Origin of the sequence: Stenotrophomonas acidaminiphila, from assembly GCF_014109845.1 — a bacterium.
Classification (GTDB): Bacteria; Pseudomonadota; Gammaproteobacteria; order Xanthomonadales; family Xanthomonadaceae; genus Stenotrophomonas; species Stenotrophomonas acidaminiphila.
Map to the genome: position 1 here is coordinate 3,500,559 of NZ_CP043567.1, position 23,867 is coordinate 3,524,425.

Here is a 23,867-nt window from a genome sequence, read left to right on the forward strand (position 1 = left end):
ACGCCATGTCATCGGACATCGCCGCACTCGGCGGCCACACCATGGGCACCACCTGGAGCGTCAAGCTGGTGGTGCCGCGCGACCGCGACCTGCATCCGCTGCATGCCGGCATCCAGGCGCAGCTCGACCGCGTGGTCGCGCAGATGAGCACCTGGGAACCCGGCTCGGACATCAGCCGCTACAACCGTGCGGCCAGTGGCCACTGGCAGGCGCTGCCGGACGACTTCTGGCGCGTACTGCTGGCCGCGCATGCCGTGGCCGAGCGCAGCGGCGGTGCCTTCGACCCTACCGTCGGCCCCCTGGTGGCACTGTGGGGTTTCGGTGCCGACGCGCGGCACCGCAACCCGCCCGATGCCGCGCAGGTCGCCCGCGTCGCCGCGCATTGCGGCTGGGAGCGGCTGCAGCTGGACGCGCAGGCGCAGGCGCTGCTGCAACCCGGCGGCCTGCAACTGGACCTGTCGGCGATCGCCAAGGGCTATGGCGTGGACGCGGTCAGCCGCTGGCTGCACGGCCAGGGCATCGAAGCGGCGCTGGTCGAGGTCGGCGGCGAACTGCATGGCCGCGGCCGCAAGCCGGACGGCCAGCCGTGGCGGGTACTGGTCGAATCGGCACCGGACGAGGATGCCGGCAGCGGGCAGCCGCCGCGCGTGCTGGCACTCGACGACCTGGCCGTGGCCACCTCCGGCGACCGCTGGCACCGCTATGAACACGACGGGGTGAGTTACAGCCACACCCTCGACCCGCGCCGGCATGCGCCGGTGGCACGCGCCGCCGCCGCGGTCACCGTGCTCCACCGCGAGGCGATGCTGGCCGACGCCTGGGCCACCGCATTGACGGTGATGGGGGCCGACCAGGGATGCGCTTTCGCCGATGCCCATGGCCTGGCCGCGCGCTTCCTCCAGCACGGTACCGAAGGCCCCGTGGAAACACTGTCGCGCGGCTTCCGGCAACAGCTGGATGCGGGCAGCGCATGAACCGCACGGGCTCCATGCGCGCCATCGCCGGCAATGCCGTGGTCATCGCCGCGCTGCTGGCCATCGCCGCGCTGCTGCTGCGCCTGCACCTGGGTGAAGACGGCTGGCAGCCCACGCCGCTGCCGGCGCGGCGCTGGATCGCGCTGGCCGCGGTGCTCGGCTATGCGGCGTGGTGCGCGGCGCTGTGGTGGCGGGCACGCCCGCGCCAGGACGATACCGGCGAGGCCGGGCCCCCCCCGCTGCTGGTGGTCTGGGCCAGCCAGACCGGCTTCGCCCGGCAGTTGGCCGGGCATACCGCGCAGAGCCTGCGCGATGGCGGTTGCCGGGTGCGCCTGCGGGCGCTCGACCAGGTCGATGCGGCGCTGCTGGCCCGCACCCGCAAGGCGCTGTTCATCGCCAGTACCACCGGCGAAGGCGACCCGCCCGACCACGCACTGGCCTTCCTCGGCCAGGTGATGCGGCAGGCACCGGCGCTGCCGGACCTGCAATACGCGGTGCTGGCCCTGGGCGACCGCAGCTACGCGGATTACTGCGCGTTCGGCCACCGCCTCGACGACTGGCTGCGCCGGCAGGGCGCGCAGCCGTTGTTCGATACGGTGGAAGTGGACAACGCCGATCCGGCCGCGCTGCGCCACTGGCAGCAGTTGCTGGGCCAGTTCGGCGACGGCAGCGTCCAGGCCGACTGGAGCGCGCCCGACTACCAGCCCTGGGTGCTGCAGGCGCGCACCTGCTCCAATCCCGGCAGCGTCGGCGGCCCGGTGTTCCAGCTGTGCCTGCAACCGGCCGACGGCGAGCTGCCCGCCTGGCAGGCCGGCGATATCGCCGAGATCGGTCCGCGGCATGCGCCGGCCACGGTCGAACAATGGATGCGCGCGCATGCGCTGGACACGCAGGCGACGCTGGCCGATGGCCGCCTGCTGCGCGAACGGCTGGCCACCGCCCGGCTGCCCGACACGCTCGACGGCAACGGGCCCGACGCGATCGCGGCGGCGCTGCAGCCATTGCCGCACCGGGAATACTCCATCGCCTCGCTGCCATCGGAGAACCACCTGCGGCTGCTGCTGCGGCGGCAGTCGCATCCGGACGGCACCCCGGGCCTGGCCAGCGGCTGGCTGTGCGACCACGCCGCCATCGGCGCGCGCATCGACCTGCGCCTGCGCTCCAACCCCAACTTCCACCCGCCGGCCGGCGACGCGCCGCTGGTGCTGATCGGCAACGGCACCGGCATCGCCGGCCTGCGCGCGCACCTGCGCGCACGCATCGACGCCGGCGCGCGGCGCAACTGGCTGCTGTTCGGAGAACGCAACCGCGCGCACGATTTCCACTTCGGCGAAGAGCTGGAACAGTGGCACCGCGAGGGCTGGATCGAACACCTGGATGCCGTGTTCAGCCGCGATGGCGGCCCCCCACCGCTACGTGCAGGACGCACTGGCCGCGCAGGCGGCGCGGCTGCGGCGCTGGGTCGACGACGGCGCCACCGTGCTGGTCTGCGGCAGCCTGCAGGGCATGGCACCGGCGGTGGACGCGGTGATCGCGCAGGCGCTGGGAAGCCAATGCAAGGAACAGCTGGTGATGCAGCGGCGCTACCGCCGCGACGTGTACTGATGGCACCGGGCTGGCGGCGGCAGGCGCGCGCCCTGCTTCACGCCAGTTGCGCCATCCATTGCCGGAGCAGCGCCGTCACCGCGGCGCGGCGGCTGTCCAGTTCGGCGACGGCGCGGAATTCAAGCAACGCACGGTCCGGACCGAGCCAGGTGAGCAGGCCGTCGGGATCGGCGATGGCCGCCGCCGGCAGGCTGCGTGGCCTGGCCCCAAGGTGCAGGACCAGGCGCACCGCGTCGGGCCTGCGCAGCTGCATCGTGGCGAAGTGCCCGGTGGTGCGGAAGCTCGGCGCGTTCCACTTGATCTCGTCGCTGATCGCCGGGTCCAGCGCCAGCAGCAACGTGCGCAGCGCGCGTATCAGCGGCAGCAGCGGGTGATCGAGCGCATCGATGAAGGCATCGACGTCCTTGCGTGTGGTCCGGCCCATCATCGCTCCCGGTCGCGCCGCCAGGCCCCATCATCGACCGGCGCACGCGCCCCTGTCGATGCGTCGCCAGCGCCTCAGGCGACGTCCGCGGCCGGCGTCACCCGTATCGCCAGCAGCTCGCCACCACCGTGCAGCGCGTGGCGCCGGCGCTCGCCCGCACCCAGCCAGGCGGTATCGCCGGCCTGCAGCGGCGGCAGCATCGGGTCCTCGAAGGTCGCCTGCCCGGCCAGCAGGTGGATCGCCCACGCCGCCTGCGGTTCGCAGAAGAACAGCATGCTGCCGACCAGCGGCCGGTGCAGTAGTTCGGCGTGCAGGTCGTCACGGCGCCACATCAGGTTGAAATCGCGGCTCGGGCCATCGACCAGTTCGCCGGTCAGTTCATCCTCGCCGGCAAAGCGCAGCCGCTGGTAGGGCGGCAACAGGGTTTCGCAGCGGCCATCGGCGAAGCGCAGGCGCAGGCCCTCGCCCTCCAGCAGCACCAGTTCGCGTTCGATGCCGGCGAACGCGGAGAACGCCGCGTCGCGCTCGATCTCGGCGATGGACAGGCGCAGCTGCCACTGCCCCTGTTCCGGCAGGCGCAGGATTTCGCGGGTCCAGCCCAGGCCGTTGCGCCACCGCTCGCGGTGGTAGTCGGCGGCCGGGATCACCCGGGAAGGCGTCGTCAGGATATCCATCGGCGCATGATGCCACGCCGCCCGCCATGGCCGCGGCGCGGCCACGGCCCGGATTGTGCGCGCGCCGCTTACCTGGGCAGCGCCAGGTTCTCGGCGGACAGCGGCTTGCCCATGCGCGGCGTGGTCTGGATCACCGCGTCGGCCGGCAACGGCGTGCCCTTGTCCAGGCGCGCCTGCACGCGGTCCAGCGCGGCATGCACGTAGGGCAGCAGCGGCAGGTAGCGCGCGCCGTAGTCGGGCAACCCGAGAAAGCCGTCGAAGTGCTGCACATGGCGCACCTGCCAGTAGTTCACCTCGCGCCCGGCGGCCTTGGCCGCGGCCACATAGGGAGCACTGCTGAACGCCGGCGGGATCAGGCCGTCGTCGGTGCCGTGCACCACCATCACCGGCAGGCCGCTGCGCGGCAGCCCGGCACGGGTGGCCTCGATGCCGGCCTGCACGCGGCGGGCATCCTCGCCCTGCCCATCCCACAGGCCACGCAGGCACTTCAGTCCAGGGTAGGTCAGGTCCGGCAACTGCACCTTGCTGTCGAGCAGGCCGACCCCGGCCCCCGGCGGGATGCCGCTGCCATCGGCGATCCACGCCGCGCGTTCGGCGGCGGTGGCCGCACGCGGCGAGAAATCCGGGTTCTGCGCAGCGAAGCTGAAGCCGCACGGATGCTGGCCCACGCCATAGCGGCCATAGGCCGAGGCATAGCCGGCGGCGACCGCGCGCCACAGGTCGAAGCCGGTGGACAACGCGCCGGCACGCAGCGCGGCGTCGGTCCAGCCCTTGTCCAGCATCAGTTCGTAGGCCGACCGCGCCTGCGCCGCCGGGGTGGCACCGGCGATGACGCCTTCGGCCGCCAGCGTGGCGCAGCGCACGGCCGCGCCGGCCTGCAGCGCGGCGGTCAGCGGCGGTTGCGGCAGGTCGGCCATGTGCAGCTGCGCGCACGGCATCAGCAGCGCCGCCTCGGTGGCGTAGTCGTACAGCGCGCGCGAACCGGCGCCACTGGACAGCACGCTCGGTTCGCCGGCAACCACCGCGTCCAGCCAGTCGCCCTCCATCTCCGCCGCGCGCAGCACCGCACCGCCGCCGTTGGAGATGCCCACCGCGATCACGCGGGTATTGGCGAAAGTGAAGGGCGCGGCCTGCGGGAACGCCTGGTCCAGCGCCAACAGCGCGAACTCGGCGGCCTGCTTCACGTGGCGGCCCCAGTCCGCTTCCGGGTTGTCCCGCGAATGGGCGTGCTTGAACGCCACGCCGGACGCATTGACCGGCGCATCCGGAACGAAGGCCAGGTCGGCGGCCTCGCCGAGCGCGCCGACCATGCCGTTGGCACGCACGCCCATCTGCGCATCCAGGTCGAAATAGTCGCTGCCGGCACCCTTGTCGGTGTAGACCACCGCGCAGCCGCGCGGCAGGCCCCAGGCCGCCGCCACCGACACCGCGCCGTAGATGCCGCGCGAACCGGACGCCGGTGCCACCAGCACGCAGCGCCGGCTGGTGTCGAAACCATCAGGCACCTGCGCCAGCACGCGGTGCGGCTGGTGGGCGCCGGGCAGGCGCGCATAGGCCGAATACTCGCGCCCCGGCACCGGCGCCAGGTCGCCGAACAGATCGCCATAGCCACCGCCCGGGGCCAGATCGGCGATGCCGCGCCAACTGCCCCACAGCGCGCGCCGGCGCAGTTCCTCCACGGTGGGCGCGCCAGCATCGGCGAATGCCGGCGGCGCCAGGCTGCGCAGCCCGGCCAGGCCCAGTCCGGCGGTCAACAGGTCGTCGTTGCCGCGATGCTCGCTGCGCAGTTCGTTGCTGAACATGGAAGACTCCACGGACTTGGACGCAGGGCCGCTGGCGCACGACGCCAGGCCGAATCCGACGATGAGGCCGCAGGCGGCGCGCAGGAGGGAAGTAGTCATGTCCCCACACTAGCAGAGCGCCCCGCCCGGCCCATCGTACTTTCGTACCACGCGGCGCTTACGTTCCGGCTGCTACGTTCTGCAGCCTTCCCCACTGTTTCACGGAGTTCCCATGGACCGCTTCCTGCAGGGCCGCACCGCGCTGGTCACCGGCAGCACGTCGGGCATCGGCCTGGCCATCGCCCAGGCCCTGTCCGCCGCCGGTGCGCGCGTGGCGATCAACGGCCTGGGCACGGCCGGGCAGATCGATGCCGCGCTGGCCAGCGTCGCCGCGGCCGGCGGGCAGTCGCGCCACTTCGGCGCGGACCTGCGCAATCCAGCCGAGATCGAGGCGATGATGGCCGCGGTGCAGGACTGGGGCGCGCTCGACGTGCTGGTCAACTGCGCCGGCATCCAGCATGCCGCGCCGCTGGCCGAGCAGCCGGCGGGCAAGTGGGACGACATCATCGCCATCAACCTCAGCGCCGCCTTCCACACCATGCAGCAGGCGCTGCCGGGCATGGCCGCGCGCGGCTACGGCCGGGTGGTCAACATCGCCTCGGTGCACGGGCTGGTGGCGTCGAAGAACAAGGCGCCCTACGTGGCCAGCAAGTTCGGCATCGTCGGCCTGAGCAAGGTGGCCGCGCTGGAATACGCCGCGGCCGGCAGCCGCGACAGCGGCGGGGTCACGGTCAACTGCGTATGCCCGGGCTGGGTGGAGACCCCCCTGATCGAGCCGCAGATCCAGGCGCACCGCAACGGCGGCAGCCGCGACGACGGCGTGCGCGCCCTGCTCGAGGAGAAGCAGCCCAGCCTGCGCATGTCGCTGCCCGAGGACATCGCCGCGATGGTGGTATGGCTGTGCCGCCGCGAGGCGCACAACCTCACCGGCGCGGCGCTGCCGATGGATGGCGCCTGGACCGCGCAGTAAGCGCATGGCAGCGCAGCCTGCCCGGCACCGCGACCGCGCCAGCGGCGCCGCTGCCGGCCGGGATGCGCCGCCGCCACACATTGGCCGACAATGCAGGCATCACCCGCCCCTTCCTGCCCCATGCCCAGCCTGCTGATCGCCGACGACCACCCGCTGTTCCGCGCCGCGCTGCGCCAGGCCGCGGGCGAGGCGGTGGCCGACCTGCAGGTACGTGAGGCCGAGTCGCTCGAGGGCGTGCTGGCCGCGCTGGACGCCGCGCCCGACACCGACCTGATCCTGCTCGACCTGCACATGCCCGGCAACCACGGGCTGGCCGGGCTGGCGGCGATCCGCGCCCAGCACCCGGGCGTGGCGGTGATCGTGGTGTCGGCCAATGACGACCCGCGCGTGGTGCGGCGCGCGCTCGACCACGGCGCCGCCGGCTACCTGCCCAAGAGCTCGGGACTGAACGAGCTGCGCGAGGCGATCCGCAGCGTCATGGCCTGCGAGCAATGGCTGCCGGCGTCGCTGCGCGCAGCGGTGGCGCGGGCGCAGTCCTCCAGCCACGACAGCGAACTGGCCGCACGCCTGGCCAGCCTGTCGCCGCAGCAGTTCCGGGTACTGGCGCTGGTCGCCGAGGGCCTGCTCAACAAGCAGATCGCCGACCGCCTGGACGTGCAGGAGCGCACGGTCAAGGCGCACCTGTCGGCGATCTTCGAGCGCCTGGGCGTGCGCAACCGCACCCAGGCCAGCGTGGTGCTGCGCGAACTGGAACTGAGCGACCCCAGCCGGCAAAGCGACCTGTAGCGCGCGGCGCGCGGGTACGCGCCGCGCCGCGGGTCATGCCTGCGCCTGGCGCCGGCGACGGTGCGACAGCAGCGCGTAGTACAGCAGCGGGATCACCACCAGGGTAAGCACGGTGGACACCAGGATGCCGAAGATCAGCGCGATCGCCAGGCCGTTGAAGATCGGGTCGTCGAGGATGAAGAACGCACCGGCCATCGCCGCGAGCGCGGTGAGCGCGATCGGCTGGGCGCGCACCGCGCAGGCATCGACCACCGCCTGCTCCAGGGTCTGTCCGCGCTCGACCAGGTGGTTGATGAAATCCACCAGCAGGATCGAGTTGCGCACGATGATGCCGGCCAGCGCGATCATGCCGATCATGCTGGTCGCGGTGAACTGCGCCCCGAGCAGGGCATGGCCCGGCATCACCCCGATCACGGTCAGCGGGATTGGCGCCATGATCACCAGCGGCACCGCGTAGTTGCGGAAGTACGCCACCACCAGCAGGTAGATCAGCACCATGCCGGCGGCATAGGCGATGCCCATGTCGCGGAAGGTCTCGTAGGTGATCTGCCATTCGCCGTCCCACTTGATGCCGAAGCCAGCGCCGTCGGTCGGCTGGCGCACGAAGAACTGCGACAGGCGCTGGCCGTCGATGGCGTTGTCGCCGACCTGGCCGACCAGGTCGAACATGCCGTACAGCGGGCTGTCGATGCTGCCGCTCTCGTCGCCCATCACGTACACCACCGGCAGCAGGTCCTTGTGCTGGATCGCGCCATCCCACTGCGCGCGCCGCACCGTCACCAGCTCCGACAACGGCACCAGCTGGCCGTTGCCGCCGCGTACCCGCAGCGCCAGCACGCCGTCGAGCGTGGCCTGGCCGGTGGCCGGCAGCCGCAGCCGGATCGGGCGCGGGTACAGCGAGCCGCTGTCGATGACGTGGCTGGCGTCGCTGCCCGACAGCCCGGCGGCGATCGTCTGCACGATGTCCGCCTGCGACACGCCCAGCCGCGCCGCGCGCTCGCGGTCCACCACCAGCACCTCGCGCGCGGCATCGGCCTCGACGCTGCTGTCGACGTCGACGATGCCGCCGGTGTCGAGGAAGCGCTGGGTCAGCGTGCGCCCGATCTGGCGCAGGCGCGCATAGTCCGGGCCGTACAGCTCGGCCACGATCGGCGACAGCACGGGCGGTCCCGGCGGCACTTCCACCACCTTCACCGAGGCGCCATGGCGGCGCCCGATCCGCGCCACTTCCGGGCGCAGCGCCACGGCGATGTCGTGGCTCTTGCGGCTGCGCGCGTGGCGGTCGACCAGGTTGACCTGCAGGTCGCCGGCGTTGGCGCCCTCGCGCAGGTAGTACTGGCGTACCAGCCCATTGAAATTGATCGGTGCGGCGGTGCCGGCGTAGCCCTGGTAGTGCAGCACTTCCGGGGTGCGGTCGAGCACGCCGGCCAGCTCGGCGAGCACCGCGTTGGTGGCCTCCAGAGTGCTGCCTTCGGGCATGTCCACCACCAGCTGCAGTTCGGACTTGTTGTCGAACGGCAGCATCTTCAGCACCACCAGGCGGAACACCGCAAGGCTCGCGGCCAGCGCCACCAGCACGGCCATGGCGAGGAACAGCAGGCGCCGCCGGCGCGCGGCGCCGTCACCGGCCAGGAACGGCGTCATCACCCGCTCGAACACGCGGTGCAGGCGCGCGGCCATGCCGCCTTCGACATGGCCGTGGGCGCCGGCCACCGCTTCGCCGGCATGGCGGCGCAGCAGCTTCAGCGACAGCCACGGCGTGACCACCAGCGCGATCAGCAGCGACAGCACCATGCCGACCGAGGCGTTGATCGGGATCGGCCGCATGTACGGCCCCATCAACCCGCTGACGAAGGCCATCGGCATCAGCGCGGCGATCACGGTGAAGGTCGCCAGGATGGTCGGCCCACCTACTTCGTCGACCGCCGGCGGGATCGCCTCGCGCAGGGTCTTTCCGCCCTGCGCCATGTGCCGGTGGATGTTCTCCACCACCACGATGGCATCGTCGACGAGGATGCCGATCGAGAAGATCAGCGCGAACAGCGAAACGCGGTTGAGGGTGAAGCCCATGGCCCAGGACGCGAACAGCGTCACCGCCAGGGTCAGCACCACCGCCGAACCGATCACCAGCGCCTCGCGGCGGCCCAGCGCGAACAGCACCAGCAGCACCACCGAACCGGTCGCGAACACCAGCTTCTTGATCAGGGTCTGCGCCTTGTCGCTGGCGGTCGCGCCGTAGTCGCGGGTGACGGCCACTTCCACGCCTTCGGGAATGGCCTGCCCGCGCAGCGCCTCGACCCGGTCCAGCACCGCGCGGGTGATGTCTGCCGCATTGCTGCCCGGCTGCTTGGTGATGGCCAGGGTCACCGCCGGCGCCACGCCGGTGCGCGGGCCGTCGCGCCCGGCCGGCGCGCCGTGCCAGACGTAGCTCGACGGCAGGTCGGTGGCATCGCTGACCGTGGCCACGTCGGCCAGCCGCACCGGCTGCCCGCCGGCCACGCCCAGCACCAGCCCGGCCACGTCGGCGCGGTCGGCGAGGAAGCGCCCCGCGCTGACCTGCACCACGCCGTCGCCGCCGATGCGTTCGCCGGCCTGGCGCGCCAGGTTCGCCGCCTGCAGCGCCGCGGCCAGGTCGTTCACCGCCAGGCCATGGGCGGCCAGGCGCGCCGGGTCCAGCGTCACCATCATCGCCCGCTCGGGCGCGCCGATGGTGTAGACGTCACGGGTGCCGGGGATGTGCTTGAGCTCGGTTTCCAGCGTATGCGCGACTTCGGACAGTTCCAGCGCGCCACGCCAGCCGGCACCGCGGTCCGCCGCCGGTGGCGCGGCCGTGTCGGCCCACAGCGTCAGCGCCATCACCGGCACGTCGTCGATGCCGCGGGGCTTGATGATCGGCTGGCCGACGCCCACGTCCGGCGGCATCCAGTCCATGTTCGAAAACACCTTGTCGTACAGGCGCACCAGCGCCGGCTGCCGCTGCACGCCGACTTCGAACTCCACGGTCAGCACCGCCAGCCCCGGGCGGCTGACCGAATAGGTGTGCTTGACCTGCTCGATCCCGGCCAGCTTGCGCTCCAGCGGATAGGCCACCAGTTGCTCCACCTGGCGCGCGTCGGCGCCGAGGAACGGCACGATGACGTTGGCCATGGTCACGTCGATCTGCGGCTCTTCCTCGCGCGGGGTGATCGCCACCGCGACCAGGCCCAGCAGCAACCCCAGCAACGCCAGGATCGGGGTCAGCGGGTTGTCCTGGAAAATGCGGGCCAGGCGGCCGGAAACACCCAGCCGCGGCGTATCGTGCGGCGCCATGTCAACGCTCCCCGCGGGCGGCGGCCAGCGCCTGCATCGCGGCCAGTGGATCGGCGGCGACGCGCTCGCCCGCCTTGATCCCGGCGATCACTTCCACCCAGTCGCCGCGCCGTTCGCCCAGGCGCAGCTGCCGCAGCGACGGCCGGCCATCGGCCAGCACGTAGACGGCATCGACCTCGCCCCGCTGCAACAGCGCCGAGACCGGTATCTGCGGATACGCGCCGCCCTTCACCGCGGGGAACACCACCCGCACCGTATTGCCGGGCACGGGCGCCGCGTCCAGCACCGGCAGCAGCACCCGCACCTTCACCGCATGGGTCGCGGCATCGGCGGCCGGGAATACCGTCACCTGCGCCGCGTTGACCTGGCGCCCGTCGTCCAGGCGCAGCTGCGCCACGGCATCGGCACGGATCGCATCGGCCTCGGACTGCGGCACGCTGACTTCCACCCGCAGCGCATCGGGTGCGAACACCGTCATCAGCGGCTGGCCCGGGTTCACGCTCTCGCCCGGCTCGACGTCGCGACTGCTGACGATGCCGGCATAGGGTGCGCGCACCAGGGTGTAGCTGCCCTGCTGGCCGGCGCTGGCCAGTTGCGCCCGGGCCGCATCGCGCGCGGCCACGGCGGTGTCGCGCGCGGCGCGTGCGCGGTCCAGCTGCGCCCGCGACACGTACTGTCCCTGCGCCAGGTCGGCATGGCGGCGATAGTCGAGCTCGGCCTCGCGCGCGGCGGCCTCGGCGGCACGCACCTGCGCACGCGCCGCGTCCACCCCCGCCTGCTGCTCGACCGCGGTCAGCCGCAACAGCACCTGCCCGGCAGCCACCCGGTCATCGACATCGGCCTCCACCTGCGCCACCCGCCCGCTGGTCTGCGCCGACAGCGTGGCCTGGCGCACGGCCTCCACCACGCCATCCCAGCCGCGCCCTTCGCCGGCGTCGGCGGACCGCACTTCGATGCTGGACAGGCCCTCGACCTTGATCGGGGCGGGCTGCGGCTGGCCCCCGCCGCAGGCCGCCAGGGAGGCGGCCAGCAGCAGTGCCAGGGCATGGCGCGGGCGCATGGTGTTCTGTTCCACGGCGCCGCCTTACTTGAACGCGCAGCCGCCGGGCACGCCCAGCTTGCGGAACACGATGGCGGCCGGGCAGAAGCCGGTGACGCTGGCCTGCAGCAGGTTGGCACCGACGAACACGGTGAGCCACAGCCACAGCGGCGATACGAAATGCGCGAGGGCGACGCTGGCGAGGACCATCACGCCGGCGAAGGCAAGAACGGCACGATCGAGGTTCATACGGATTCTCCTGGGCTGCACGGGACGGCACGGATGCCGGGTTGCGATGAACATTAGCATCTACTAATATTAGCGTCAACTGATATAAGGAACCGCCATGCCTGCCTCCATCAACGACCTGGTCGCCGCCGCCCGCGCCCGCATCCGCGAGGCATCCCCGCAGGAAGTCGCCGCCTGGCCGGCCGGCAGCGTGGCGCTCATCGACGTGCGCGAGCCGGACGAATATGCCGCCGGCCACCTGCCCGGTGCGGTCAACATCCCGCGCGGAGTGCTGGAGTTCCGCATCCACGCCCACCCGGCGCTGGCGTGTTCCACCAGCCAGGAACTGACCCGCCCCGACCGTCCGCTGCTGCTGTACTGCCTGACCGGCGGCCGCTCGGCGCTGGCCGCCGACAGCCTGCGCCAGCTCGGCTTCAGCGACGTGCGTTCGCTTGCCGGCGGCGTCAACGCATGGCGCAATGATGCGCTCCCCCTGGAACTGGAATGATGATGGCCGCCACCGCTTCCCGCCCGCCGTTCGACGTGACCGCGATGCGCGCGCATGCCGGCGACGCCGTGCAGCTGCTCAAGGCGCTGGCCAACGAGAACCGGCTGCAGGTGCTGTGCCTGCTGGCCGAAGGCGAGCGTTCGGTCGGCGAGATCAACGCCCTGCTGGACCTGAGCCAGTCGGCCCTGTCCCAGCACCTGGCCGTGCTGCGCGAGGAAGGCCTGGTGCTGACCCGGCGCGAAGCGCAGACCATCGTCTACGCCCTGGCCGACGGCCCGGCGGCGGCGGTGATGCATACCCTGCACGGCATCTACTGCGGCCGCCCCGCGGCCCGCGGCAAGGCGGGCAAGCCATGATCGCGCTGCTCCGGGCCCTGTTCGGCGGCCGCGGCGGACAGCTCGCGCCGCATGAAGCTGCCGCGCGCCAGCGCACGGGCGCGGTGCTGGTGGATGTGCGCGAAGCGGCCGAGTTCGCCCGTGGCCACGCACCCGGCGCGCGGCTGCTGCCGCTGTCGCGCATCCGCGCGGGTGCGGCCAGCGCACTGGAGAGCCTGGACCTGCCCGACACCACCGGCGAACTGCTGCTGATCTGCCACAGTGGCATGCGCTCGCGCATCGCCCAGGCGGCGCTGGCCGGGCACCCGCGCGTGCGCTGCGTCAACGTCGCCGGCGGCATGCAGGCCTGGGTCGACGCGGGCCTGCCGATGACCACGCCGCGCGGTTGAACGCACCGTTTATTGCCTGCGCACAAGCTACCGTGCGCCCCCGATCCCCAAGGAGAACACCGATGAGCGCCATTCCGTCCTACACCGACCTGACCCGCGACATCTCGCGCAACCTCACCCCGCTGCGCACCCACAACGCCGATGTGATGCAGGGCTTCGGCGCGCTCAGCAAGGCGGCGATGGCGGCCGGCGCGCTGGATGAAAAGACCAAGGAACTGATCGCCATGGCGATCGGCGTGGCCAACCGCTGCGACGGCTGCCTCGGCTTCCATGCCAAGGCGCTGGTCCGGCTGGGCGCCACCCCGGAGGAGTTCCGCGAGATGCTCGGCGTGGCGGTCTACATGGGGGGCGGCCCGTCGCTGATGTACGCGGCCAACGCGCTGGCGGCGTTCGAGGAATTCAGCACCGCGCAGGGCTGAGCACGCCCCACCGCGCGCGCTATGGCCTGGCCACCGCGCGCGCGGCCAGCAGCCGGTCCATGATCGACTTCAGCGCGAGCGGCCGCACCGGTTTGTGCAGCAGGGTCAGGCCCTGCTCCAGCACATCGCGGCGGGTGGCCAGGCTGTCGTCGGCGCTGAGGATCAGGGTCGGCCGGGGGCCGAAGCGCGCCCCCAGCCGCGCCTGCAGCGCGGTGCCGGTGTCGCCGTCGTCCAGGTTGTAGTCGAACAGCCACAGTGCCGCCGGCGCGGCCTGCATCGCCGCGACCGCGCCGGCCTCGGCCGATGCCTCGGCGACGTCATAGCCCCATCCGCGCAGCAGCGCCGCCAGCCCGGCCAGTGCCGCCGGGTCGTTGTCCACGACCAGCACCCGGATCGCCCCGCGCGCGACCGTGTCCGGCGCCTGCGATGGCGCGGCCGGGGCTGCCGCCGGCACCGGCATCCGCACCCCACACACCGCCACCGAGAACGCCGTGCCGCGCCCCAGTTCGCTGCGCAGCCGCAATGGCGCATCCAGCAGGCCGGCGATGCGATCGGCGATCGCCAGGCCCAGGCCCAGCCCCTGCCCGCCGCTGTCCTCGCCGCGCCGGAACTCTTCGAAAATGCGCCGCTGCTCGGCCGCGGCGATGCCCGGCCCGGTGTCGTGCACCTCGATGCGCAGGCGCCCGACCTCGCGGCGCACGCCCAGCAGCACGCCACCGCGGGCGGTATAGCGCACCGCATTGGCCAGGAAGTTCTGCAGCACCCGCCGCAGCAGCTGCGGGTCGCTGTTCACCCAGGCCCGGGTCGGCACGTAGCGGAAGGCCAGCCCACGCGCCGCCGCCAGGGCACGGAACTCGGAGGCCAGCGGGTCGAGCACCTCGGCCAGCGGCATCTCGCGCGGCTGCGGCACCAGTCCGCCGGCCTCCAGCCGCGACATGTCGAACAGGCCGGTGAGCAACTGCGTGGTCGAATCCAGCGCCCCGCGGATCTGCACCACCGCCTGCCGCTGCGACGGCGCCTCCACCTGCTGCGCCAGGGTATCGGTGAACAGGTGCGCGGCATGCAGCGGCTGCAGCAGGTCATGGCCGATGGCGGCCAGGAACCGGCTCTTGGCGTCGTTGGCGCGCTCGGCCTCGCGCTTGGCCGACTCCAGCAGCGCAGTGCGCTCGCCCACGCGCTGCTCCAGCGTCTCGTTGCTGCGCATCAGTTCCTGTTCGGTGCGGCGGAACTCGGTGACGTCGGTGAAGGTGGCCACGAAACCACCGCCGGGCATGGGGTTGCCGCGGATCTCGACGATGCGGCCGTCCGGGAACACCCGCTCGGTGAGGTGCGCGGTGCCGGCACGCATGAACGCCAGGCGCCGGTCAACCGCACGCTCATCGCTGCCACGCTGCGGCATCGCCTGCAGCGCCCAACGGGTCAGGTCGATGATCGGCCGGCCGACCTGCAGCAGTTCATCGGGAAAGCCGAACAACTGCGCATACGGGCGGTTCCAGGCCACCAGCCGCTGCTCGCGGTCGATCACGCTGATGCCCTGGCTCATGTTCTGCAATGCCGCCTGCAATACCTGCTGGTTGAAGCGCAGGTCCAGCGAGGCCTCGCTGACGATGGCCGCGACCGTGGCCAGTTCGCCGCTCTCGCGGCGCGCGGCATCGAGCAGCAGCCGCGCCGACGCCGCGCCAAGCACCGAGGACAACTCGCGCTCGATGCTGGCCTCGGTCGCCGCCGGCACCGGCCCCTGCCGCGGCGCATCGGCCAGCAGCCGCTGCACCTTCTCCCATGGCAGGAAGCGGCGGCCGGCGTCGCGCAGCGCGTCGGCATCCAGGTTGCGCCGGGCGCGGTCGGGCGTGTCGCGGCGCCAGGCCATCGCCAGCAGCGTCATACCGGTGCCGACGAACAGGCTGGCACCGACCGCGCGCCCCAGCGGGCTCCAGCCGGTCAGGCCGAACAGCGCCTCCGGCGCCAGCCAGCGCCAGCCCAGCGGTCCGTCGGCAAGCCAGGCCGGCACCCTGCCGCTGCTCTCCAGCAGGGTCGGCAGCAGCAGCACCCAGGCCCAGGTGGCGAAGCCGGCCAGCACTCCGGCGATGGCCGCGCGCGGTGGCGTCTGCGGCCGCCAGATGGCGAACCCCAGCACCGGCACCAGCGTGGCCATCGCCGAGAACGAAATCGCGCCGATGTCGGCGAGCACGTTGCCGCCCCCGATCAGGCGGCTGTATGCCCAGGCCAGCAGCATGATCACGCAGATGCCGGCGCGCCGCAGCCACACCAGCTCGCGGCGGTGGTCGCCGCCGGCGCGGGCCCAGGTGCTGCGCAGCAGGCCCGGCGCGAACCAGTGGTTGCCGATCATCAGGCTCAGGGTCAACGTGCTGACCACCACCATGCCGGTGGCCGCGCTCAGCCCGCCGAGGAAGGCGAACAGCGCCACCCCGGTATGCCCGGCCGAGAACGGCAGGGCCAGGGTGTACATGTCGCTGGGCACGCTGTCGCCGAGCAGGGCGCTGCCGGCGCGCGCCAGGGGCAGGATCGGCAGTGCGATCAGCAGCAGGTACAGCGGGAACAGCCAGCGCGAGGTGCGGATGTCGGCCGGATCGCGGCACTCCACCACACCGACGTGGAACTGGTGCGGCAGCAGGAACATCGCCAGCGCGCCGAGCAGCACCAGCGGCATGAAGCCGCCGGCCGGCGCATCCGCCACCGGTGCGGGCGGCGGCACCGCCACCGCATCCAGCCCGAACCAGACGAAGGCGCCCAGCGCCAGCATCGCGCCCAGCTTGAACAGCGACTCGGCGGCCATCGCCAGCACCAGCCCGCGGTTGTGCTCGGACACGTCGGCACGGCGCGCGCCGAACAGCATCGCGAACAGCGCCATCGCCAGCGCCACATACAGCGCGCTGTCGCGCCAGGGCGCGGCGTCCACCGCATCGGCCGAGCGCAGGGTGAGCATGGCGAAACTCATCGCCACCGCCTTGAGCTGCAGCGCGATGTAGGGGATCAGCCCGAGCGCGGCGATCAGCGTCACCGTGGCCGCCAGCCACGCATCGCGCCCCAGCCGCGCGGCGATCAGGTCGGCCAGCGAGGTCGCATTGGTCTCGCGGGCCAGCCGCACCAGCCGCACCATCATGCCGATGCCCAGTGCGTAGAACAGGATCGCACCGACGAAGGTCGGCGGCAGTGGCCAGCCGTAGCGCGCGGCCTGGGTCACCGTGCCGTAGAACGTCCACGAGGTGCAGTGCACCGCCAGCGACAGCGCGTAGACATGGCGCCAGTGGCGCGCGAACACGGTTGGCCGGCGTTCGCCGTACAGCGCGACGCCGAACATCAGCACCAGCCAGGCCACTCCGGCCAATGCCACCGTCACCAGACTCAACATGCGCAAGCATTCCCCGTATGCATGGCGGGCAGGATACGGCGCACGCCCCGCGAGGCGGAACCGCACGGCCACCGGCCCGGCGGCGGCACGGTGGCCGGCGCCCCCGCGCGGCGTGCGCCGCTCCCGTGCGCGGCATGCGGCCGCGCCCCGCCACCGCCGGCCCACGGCTGCGGGCCCGCGCACGAAAAAGCCCTCCCTGCAGGCGCAGGGAGGGCTGGGTTGCAGAACTGCGGCACGCGCCTCAGAAGTTGTAGCGCAGCGACATGTACCAGTTGCGCGGCAGGCCGTAGTAGGCGGTCTGGATGTTGCCCACGCTGGCGAACTCCTGGCCTTCGGTCTTGTATTCCTTGTCGGTCAGGTTGCGCACGCCGGCACGCACCTGCCAGGCCATCTGCGGCGAATCCCACACGCCGTAGACGCCCAGCAGGGTGTAGGCGTCCTGGCTCAGCACGGCACGGTTGTCCACGCTCAGCCAGGTCTTGCCACGGTAGGAGACATCGCCGCCGAAGGTCAGGTTGCCGTTGTCGCCCAGCGCGAACACGTGCTGCAGGGCCACGCGCGCGGTCCAGTCCGGCGAGAACGGCACGTTGTCATGGTTCACGTTCGGATCGAAGCCCGGGTACGACGGATCCAGGCGGAAGTCCTCGAACTTGTCGTACTTGGCGTCCATCCAGCCGACCTGCGCGCTCAGCGTGGTGGCCTCGCCCAGCAGCGCACTGCCCTCGAGCTCGATGCCCTTGATGTTGAGCTTGGCCGCGTTCAGCACCGGGAAGGTGCCCACGTCCTGCGAGACGCGCGCCTGGAAGTCGCTGTAGTTGCTGTAGAACGCCGCCGCGCTGCCGCGGAAGCGGCGGTCGGCCGAGCTGCCCTTCAGGCCGAGCTCGTAGGTCCACACGTATTCCGGGTCGAATTTGGCGTGCTGGGTGTCGTACTTGGTGTTGGCGCGGCCGTTGAAGCCGCCGGACTTGAAGCCGCGGTTGGCCGACACGTAGCCCATCAGGTTGTCGCCGAAGGCCTTCTGCAGGCTGATCGACGGCGTGACCGCGGTCCACGAGGCATTGGCGGCAAAGGCCACGGTTTCGTTCAGGGCGGTGAACGGCGCGCCCCAGAAGGTGCTGGTGGAACGGGCGTAGTCCTTCTTGTCCTTGGTCCAGCGCACGCCCGCGGCCACGGTCCAGCTCGGCACGAACTCCCAGTTGAGGTGGGCGAAGGCGGCGTTGGAGGTGGTGGTCAGGTCATCGTTGATGGTGCGCAGGAACGGCACCTTCGCCCCCAGGAACGAGAACAGGTCGTCGGCATAGGCCTCCTGGTAGGACGGCACGTTCTCCTTCATGTAGTACGCGCCGAAGGTGGCGTGCAGGTTGGAGCCGTTGTCGTAATGCAGCTGGAACTCCTGGCTCTTCTGGTCCTGGTTCAGCGCGACCAGCACGTCGCCCAGTTCGTACTCGGAGGCATCGATGTCGATGTACGACTTGGTCTTGAGCTTGCGGTAGGAGCTGATGCTCTTGAGCGTCCACTGCGCGTTGATGTCCCAGTCCATCGCCAGCGACGCGCCGGAGTGCTTCAGGTACTGGCCCTCGCCATTCTTGAACGAGGTCAGGGCGCGACGGTTCCATTCGCCGGTCTCGCCCGGCTTGAGCACGATCACGCCGGCCGGCGCGAGGCTGGTCTGGCGCAGGTTGGCCATCGGCCGGCCCAGGGTCAGCGCCGCGTCCTGCTTGGTGGTGTCCAGCGACAGCGTGGCACGGAAGCTGTCGGTCGGATTGAACGCCATCTTGAAGCGCAGCGCCTCGGTGTCGTCGTCGTTGTAGCGCTTGCCGGTCTCGGCGTCCTTGACGTAACCGTCGTTGGTGATCTTGGCACCGGCGATGCTGGCGGCGATGGTGTCGCTGAGCTTGCCCGAGACGTAGAAGCGGCCTTCCAGGCGGCCGTAGTCGCCGGCGGTGACTTCCACCGCGCCGCCCTCGTTGTCGAACGGATTCTTGGTGGTCAGCTTGATCGCGCCGCCGGTGGAGTTCTTGCCGTACAGGGTGCCCTGCGGGCCGCGCAGCACTTCCAGCTGCTGGATGTCGAACAGCGAGAACAGCGCGCCGTTGATGCGCGAGTAGTAGACGTCGTCCACGTACATGCCCACGCCCGGATCGAACGTCTGCAGCGCATCCGGCTGGCCGATGCCACGGATGAACACGTTGACGCTGTTGGCCGAACCGCGGCCCTGGGCGATGTTCATGTTCGGCACCGCCCCCTGCAGGCCCTCCACGGTCGAGGCCTGCAGATCCTTGATCTGCTCCTCGCCGAAGGCCGACACCGCCACCGGCACGTCCTGGATGGACTCGGCGCGACGGCGCGCGGTCACGGTGACTTCGTCCAGCTGGGTGGCCTGCTGGTGGCCGGCCGGCTGCTGTTCCTCGGCCTGCACGAACGCGGCCGGGGCCAGCAGTGCACAGCCCACGGCCATGCTCAGATACTTGCGCTTCATTGGTCTCCCTCCTCCCGGGTATGACACGGCGGCACACGGATGCCGCCCACGTTGCGCACGTTAACGGGACGTTAGGACCCGGCGTATCGTCCGTTCGTACAGTGGGCCGGTCCGGCCGGGCTCCCGATACTCGGCGGCATCGTGTCTGGCCGGGGAGCCGTGGGATGTCGTTTCTGATCGTACTGGCGGCGCTGTGCTTCCTGATGTTCGTGGCCTACCGGGGCTACAGCGTGATCCTGTTCGCGCCGGTGGCGGCGCTGGGCGCGGTGCTGCTGACCGACCCAACGCTGGTGCAGCCGATGTTCACCGGCCTGTTCATGGACAAGATGGTCGGCTTCCTGAAGCTGTATTTCCCGGTATTCCTGCTCGGCGCGGTGTTCGGCAAGCTGATCGAGATCTCCGGCTTCTCCAAATCGATCGTCACCGCCACCATCCGCCTGGTCGGCGCACAGCGCGCGATGCTGTCCATCGTGCTGGTCTGCGCCCTGCTGACCTATGGCGGGGTGTCGCTGTTCGTGGTGGTGTTCGCGGTCTACCCGTTCGCCGCCGAGCTGTTCCGCCAGAGCAACATTCCCAAGCGGTTGATCCCGGGCACCATCGCCCTGGGCGCCTTCACCTTCACCATGGACGCGCTGCCGGGCACGCCGCAGATCCAGAACATCATCCCGGCCTCGTTCTTCGGCACCACCAGCTGGGCCGCGCCGTGGCTGGGGGTGATCGGCACGGTGGTGATCCTGGTGCTGGGCATGAGCTACCTGGAATGGCGGCGCCGGGTCGCCATCGCCCGCGGCGAGGGATACGCCGGTGCCGACGAGGCGCTGCGCAACGAGCCCGAACCGTTCCAGGGCGACCGCCTCGCGCACCCGCTGCTGGCGGTACTGCCGCTGCTGCTGGTGGGCGTGGCCAATTTCCTGTTCACCCGCTGGATCCCGGGCTTCTACGGCGAAAGCCAGTCGTTCCTGCCGGCAGTGATCGGCAACCCCGCGCCGGTGGTGCAGGAAGTGTCCAAGGTCGCCGCCATCTGGGCGGTGCAGGGCGCGCTGCTGCTGGGCATCCTCAGCGTCGTCGTCCTCGCCTGGAAGCCGGTGGTGGCCGCCTTCGCCGAAGGCACGAAATCGGCGATCGGCGGCGCCATGCTGGCGTCGATGAACACCGCCTCCGAGTACGGCTTCGGCGCGGTCATCGCCGCCCTGCCCGGCTTCCTGGTCGTGGCCAACGCACTGGGTTCGATTCCCAACCCGCTGGTCAACGAGGCCATTTCCGTCACCGCCATGGCCGGCATCACCGGCTCGGCCTCGGGCGGCATGAGCATCGCCCTGGCGGCGATGGCCGACAGCTTCATCGCCAACGCGCAGGCCGCCGGCATCCCGATGGAAGTACTGCACCGGGTGGCGGCAATGGCCTCCGGCGGCATGGATACGCTGCCGCACAACGGCGCGGTCATCACCGTGCTCGCCGTCACCGGCCTGACCCATCGCCAGTCCTACAAGGACATCTTCGCCATCACCCTGATCAAGACCCTGGCGGTGTTCGCGATCATCGGCGTGTACTACGCCACCGGCGTGGTCTGAGGCAGGGGCGCCCGCATCGCGCGGGCGCGGACCGGCGGCTTTCCGCGGTCAACCCAGCCCCCTCGACGCCCGCGGGCAGCCTCATCGGGATGGGTCGCGATGGGTCGCGTCGCATGTCGCAGGCCCCGCACCGGGTGCGCTGCCCGGCAGGCCTGCAGCAGCGGGACATGGCGACCGATGGCCGGGTCGGATCGGGTCGGATCGGATCGGGTCGGATCGGATCGGATCGGATCGGAGCAGTATCGCCAGCCCCTGCGCGGGCGCCGAACCCCGCCGGCTCCGGTGCGCAGAACGAGGCATCCGCCTTGTCTGCATGGCCGGCAGGAAACGCAGCCCGGCCTGGCGGCGGGCGTTGACCGGGAACGCCACACGCGCTGCCAAGCATCGGGTGTCCGCCACGACCCAAAAAGAATCGCCCGGCTGCACGTCACTGTGCAACACCGGGCGATATTCACGTACTTGTAGGCTTCCTGCCTCTCCCCTGCCTCCTGGCTATGCGGGGTTCTCCGTGTGGCCGTCTTCCAGACGACTCACATAGTGCAACTCCTTCACGCTCAACGCCTTTCGACCGGCTTGGCCGCTGCCGCCTTGGCACTCCTGGCGGCGGAGGCGGTTCCTGCACCCACGCCGATCAGGTCACGATTCCGTTCGACCGTCTTCAATCCGATGCCTTTCACCAGTGCCAGTTCCTCGACACTCTTGAAAGGACCGTTCGCCTGTCGGTACTCGATGATCGCCTGCGCCTTGGCGGCGCCGACATTCACCAGTACCCGGTCCAGCTCCGCCGCGGTGGCGGTGTTGATGTCGACCTTGTCCGTGGCATGTGCCGATGCGGTCAACAACAACGCCAGAACCAGTGACTTCAGCATCACGGTGAAAAGCTTCATCGCTGCTACTCCTTGTGGCTTGGACTGGAATGCCGGCATTCCCGCCGGCCAGACCAGTGTTCCGCGCCACATGAACACAGCCTATCCGGCGCGCCTTCACCCCGCAGCCGGCAAACCTCCCGATTCCTTGTAGGAAAATTCCTACAAGACGGACGGCGTAGAATGGGCGCATCTGAAACCTTCGCAACCGGAGTTCCCGAATGGACAGCGCCAAGCTCGGCCAATTTCTGAGTGACAAGTGGGACAACGACATCGTCCCGCAGCTGGTCGACTACATCCGCATCCCCAACAAGTCGCCGATGTTCGACGCGAACTGGGTTGCCAATGGCTACATGGACCAGGCCGTGGCGCTGATGGAGGACTGGGCCAAGGCGCAGAAGATCCCGGGCCTGCAGGTCGAGGTGGTCCGCCTGGAAGGCCGTACCCCGCTGATCTTCCTGGAAATCCCGGCCTCCGGCCCGGAAACCGGCGAGGACACCGTGCTGCTCTACGGCCACCTGGACAAGCAGCCGGAGATGACCGGCTGGGATGCCGACCTGGGCCCGTGGAAGCCGGTGCTGCGCGGCGACAAGCTGTACGGCCGCGGCGGCGCCGACGACGGCTATGCCCTGTTCGGTTCGCTGGCCGCCGTGCTCGCCCTGCAGGAGCAGGGCCTGCCGCACGCGCGCTGCGTGATCCTGATCGAGGCCTGCGAGGAATCCGGCTCCTACGACCTGCCGGCCTACGTCGACCACCTGGCCGGGCGCATCGGCCAGCCGTCGCTGGTGGTGTGCCTGGACTCGGGCTGCGCCAACTACGACCAGCTGTGGTGCACCACCTCGCTGCGCGGCCTGACCGGCGGCAACTTCACGGTCAAGGTGCTCAACGAGGGCGTGCACTCCGGCGACGCCTCCGGCGTGGTGCCGTCCAGCTTCCGCCTGCTGCGCCAGCTGCTCTCGCGGATCGAGGACGAGAACACCGGCCGCATCCTGCTCGACGGCCTGCACACCGAGATCCCGGCCGGGCGCCTGGAGCAGGCCAAACGCGCGGCCGAAGTGGTCGATACCGCCATCTTCGACAAGTTCCCGCTGGTCGACGGGCTCAAGCCGATGAACGAGGACCTGACCGAACTGGTGCTCAACCGCACCTGGCGCCCGGCGCTGTCGGTCACCGGCATCGGCGGCATGCCGCCGCTGGAGTCGGCCGGCAACGTGCTGCGCCCGGAGACCTCGGTGAAGCTGTCGCTGCGCCTGCCGCCGACCGCCAACGGCAAGGCCTGCGGCGAGCTGCTGAAGGAGGCGCTGCTGCGCGACCCGCCGAACGGCGCGCACGTCACCCTGGAACTGGAAAAGGCCTCCACCGGCTGGAACGCGCCGGCCATGGCGCCGTGGCTGGAACAGTCCATCGACGCGGCCAGCCAGGCCTTCTTCGGCAAGCCGGCCATGTACATGGGCGAAGGCGGCTCGATCCCGTTCATGGGCATGCTGGGCGAGAAGTTCCCCGGCGCCCAGTTCATGATCACCGGCGTGCTCGGGCCGCACTCCAACGCACATGGCCCGAACGAGTTCCTGCACATCCCGATGGGCAAGCGGGTCACCGCCTGCGTGTCCAAGGTGCTGTTCGACCACCACGCGGCCAGCCTGCGCGGCGAGACCAGCGGCTCCACCGTGCATGCCGACAGCGGCACCCGCCACGGCGGCCACGGCTGCTGCTGAGCGGCGCGATGACGACGCAGCCTGGCCTTGCTAGGCTGCGTTTTTTACCGGAGCGGGCGGGCACATGAGCGGATTGTTTGGCAGCGACAGCTGGCTGTACATCATCCTGGTCGGCTTCGTGGTCGGCCTGCTCGGGCGCTTCTTCATGCCCGGCAACAACCGCATGGGCTGCCTGCTGACCATCGTGCTGGGCATTGCCGGCGCGGTGTTCGCCGGCTGGTTCGGCCGCGAGATGGGCTGGTATGCCGCCGGGCAGCCGGCCGGCTTCGTCGGCGCCATCATCGGGGCCGTCGCCCTGCTGGCGCTGCTGCGGCTGGTCAGCGGCAAGCGCTGAAGCCCCGCTTTTTTCCCTCGAACACGGCACG

General features: G+C 70.9%; 19 protein-coding genes and 1 pseudogene. 11 read left to right on the forward strand and 9 right to left on the reverse strand.

Features of this window, described 5'->3' with window-relative positions:
- The first annotated feature begins 5 nt into the window (after positions 1 to 5).
- Both F0P95_RS15975 and F0P95_RS15980 read left to right on the forward strand, forming a co-directional pair.
- Entirely contained in the window at positions 6 to 974 is a 969-nt protein-coding gene (locus F0P95_RS15975) for an FAD:protein FMN transferase (protein WP_182335050.1), read from the forward strand.
- Positions 971 to 2,579: pseudogene (locus F0P95_RS15980) on the forward strand (sulfite reductase subunit alpha). Before F0P95_RS15975 ends, F0P95_RS15980 begins: the two are co-directional and overlap by 4 nt.
- 37 nt (positions 2,580 to 2,616) lie before the next feature.
- On the opposite strand, the gene F0P95_RS15985 reads toward F0P95_RS15980, so the two are convergent.
- The 3 genes from F0P95_RS15985 to F0P95_RS15995 all read right to left on the reverse strand — a co-directional run bounded on the left by F0P95_RS15985 (position 2,617) and on the right by F0P95_RS15995 (position 5,578).
- Positions 2,617 to 3,006 (reverse strand): DUF1801 domain-containing protein, encoded by a 390-nt coding sequence (locus tag F0P95_RS15985; protein WP_425515885.1) that lies wholly within the window; start codon positions 3,004 to 3,006, stop codon positions 2,617 to 2,619.
- Positions 3,007 to 3,077: 71 nt separating this feature from the next.
- The gene (locus F0P95_RS15990) at positions 3,078 to 3,677 is read right to left on the reverse strand and encodes a HutD/Ves family protein (RefSeq protein WP_182335052.1); all 600 of its coding nucleotides are present in this window, start codon (positions 3,675 to 3,677) and stop codon (positions 3,078 to 3,080) included.
- A gap of 68 nt (positions 3,678 to 3,745) precedes the next feature.
- Positions 3,746 to 5,578 carry a 3-hydroxybutyrate oligomer hydrolase family protein gene (locus F0P95_RS15995; RefSeq protein ID WP_182335053.1) on the reverse strand — a complete coding sequence of 611 codons (1,833 nt, stop codon included), beginning with the start codon at positions 5,576 to 5,578 and terminating at the stop codon, positions 3,746 to 3,748.
- 112 nt (positions 5,579 to 5,690) lie between these two features.
- Here F0P95_RS15995 and F0P95_RS16000 point away from each other — a divergent pair, with 112 nt between their 5' ends.
- Positions 5,691 to 6,488 carry a 3-hydroxybutyrate dehydrogenase gene (locus tag F0P95_RS16000; protein WP_182335054.1) on the forward strand — a complete coding sequence of 266 codons (798 nt, stop codon included), beginning with the start codon at positions 5,691 to 5,693 and terminating at the stop codon, positions 6,486 to 6,488.
- Between the two features lie 120 nt (positions 6,489 to 6,608).
- Positions 6,609 to 7,274, forward strand: coding sequence for a response regulator transcription factor (locus tag F0P95_RS16005; protein ID WP_054667194.1), 666 nt, complete (start codon positions 6,609 to 6,611; stop codon positions 7,272 to 7,274).
- 33 nt (positions 7,275 to 7,307) lie between these two features.
- Here the strand turns inward: F0P95_RS16005 and F0P95_RS16010 are convergent, their stop codons facing one another.
- The 3 genes from F0P95_RS16010 to F0P95_RS16020 are packed head-to-tail and all read right to left on the reverse strand — an operon-like array spanning position 7,308 to position 11,871.
- Positions 7,308 to 10,583, reverse strand: a complete 3,276-nt coding sequence (locus tag F0P95_RS16010) for an efflux RND transporter permease subunit (RefSeq protein WP_182335055.1) — start codon at positions 10,581 to 10,583, stop codon at positions 7,308 to 7,310.
- A 1-nt stretch (position 10,584) separates the two neighbouring features.
- The gene (locus tag F0P95_RS16015; protein WP_232528704.1) at positions 10,585 to 11,658 is read right to left on the reverse strand and encodes an efflux RND transporter periplasmic adaptor subunit; all 1,074 of its coding nucleotides are present in this window, start codon (positions 11,656 to 11,658) and stop codon (positions 10,585 to 10,587) included.
- Positions 11,659 to 11,667: 9 nt separating this feature from the next.
- Positions 11,668 to 11,871 (reverse strand): YgaP family membrane protein, encoded by a 204-nt coding sequence (locus tag F0P95_RS16020; RefSeq protein WP_056931262.1) that lies wholly within the window; start codon positions 11,869 to 11,871, stop codon positions 11,668 to 11,670.
- A 97-nt stretch (positions 11,872 to 11,968) separates the two neighbouring features.
- Here F0P95_RS16020 and F0P95_RS16025 point away from each other — a divergent pair, with 97 nt between their 5' ends.
- The 4 genes from F0P95_RS16025 (at position 11,969) to F0P95_RS16040 (ending at position 13,501) form a co-directional block, all read left to right on the forward strand.
- Positions 11,969 to 12,358, forward strand: coding sequence for a rhodanese-like domain-containing protein (locus tag F0P95_RS16025; protein WP_182335056.1), 390 nt, complete (start codon positions 11,969 to 11,971; stop codon positions 12,356 to 12,358).
- Positions 12,358 to 12,714, forward strand: a complete 357-nt coding sequence (locus tag F0P95_RS16030; protein WP_425515940.1) for an ArsR/SmtB family transcription factor — start codon at positions 12,358 to 12,360, stop codon at positions 12,712 to 12,714. The genes F0P95_RS16025 and F0P95_RS16030 overlap by 1 nt, the downstream gene beginning before the upstream one ends.
- The gene (locus tag F0P95_RS16035; protein ID WP_182335057.1) at positions 12,711 to 13,082 is read left to right on the forward strand and encodes a rhodanese-like domain-containing protein; all 372 of its coding nucleotides are present in this window, start codon (positions 12,711 to 12,713) and stop codon (positions 13,080 to 13,082) included. Before F0P95_RS16030 ends, F0P95_RS16035 begins: the two co-directional genes overlap by 4 nt.
- Before the next feature lie 62 nt (positions 13,083 to 13,144).
- On the forward strand, positions 13,145 to 13,501 hold the full coding sequence (locus tag F0P95_RS16040; protein ID WP_054667199.1) for a carboxymuconolactone decarboxylase family protein: 357 nt from the start codon (positions 13,145 to 13,147) through the stop codon (positions 13,499 to 13,501).
- 19 nt (positions 13,502 to 13,520) lie between these two features.
- Here the strand turns inward: F0P95_RS16040 and F0P95_RS16045 are convergent, their stop codons facing one another.
- Both F0P95_RS16045 and F0P95_RS16050 read right to left on the reverse strand, forming a co-directional pair.
- Positions 13,521 to 16,871, reverse strand: coding sequence for a PAS-domain containing protein (locus F0P95_RS16045; protein ID WP_182335058.1), 3,351 nt, complete (start codon positions 16,869 to 16,871; stop codon positions 13,521 to 13,523).
- A 241-nt stretch (positions 16,872 to 17,112) separates the two neighbouring features.
- Positions 17,113 to 19,350 (reverse strand): TonB-dependent receptor, encoded by a 2,238-nt coding sequence (locus F0P95_RS16050; protein WP_182335059.1) that lies wholly within the window; start codon positions 19,348 to 19,350, stop codon positions 17,113 to 17,115.
- 164 nt (positions 19,351 to 19,514) lie between these two features.
- Between F0P95_RS16050 and F0P95_RS16055 the strand changes: the two genes are divergently transcribed.
- Positions 19,515 to 20,921, forward strand: coding sequence for a GntP family permease (locus F0P95_RS16055; protein ID WP_182335060.1), 1,407 nt, complete (start codon positions 19,515 to 19,517; stop codon positions 20,919 to 20,921).
- 554 nt (positions 20,922 to 21,475) lie between these two features.
- On the opposite strand, the gene F0P95_RS16060 is transcribed toward F0P95_RS16055, so the two are convergent.
- Positions 21,476 to 21,880: a ComEA family DNA-binding protein gene (locus F0P95_RS16060; protein WP_182337054.1), complete on the reverse strand. Its 405-nt coding sequence runs from the start codon at positions 21,878 to 21,880 to the stop codon at positions 21,476 to 21,478.
- Between the two features lie 128 nt (positions 21,881 to 22,008).
- On the opposite strand from F0P95_RS16060, the gene F0P95_RS16065 reads away from it, so the two are divergent.
- Both F0P95_RS16065 and F0P95_RS16070 read left to right on the forward strand, forming a co-directional pair.
- On the forward strand, positions 22,009 to 23,502 hold the full coding sequence (locus F0P95_RS16065) for a M20 family metallopeptidase (protein WP_182335061.1): 1,494 nt from the start codon (positions 22,009 to 22,011) through the stop codon (positions 23,500 to 23,502).
- Positions 23,503 to 23,566: 64 nt separating this feature from the next.
- Positions 23,567 to 23,836 carry a GlsB/YeaQ/YmgE family stress response membrane protein gene (locus tag F0P95_RS16070; RefSeq protein WP_182335062.1) on the forward strand — a complete coding sequence of 90 codons (270 nt, stop codon included), beginning with the start codon at positions 23,567 to 23,569 and terminating at the stop codon, positions 23,834 to 23,836.
- Positions 23,837 to 23,867 lie beyond the last annotated feature (31 nt).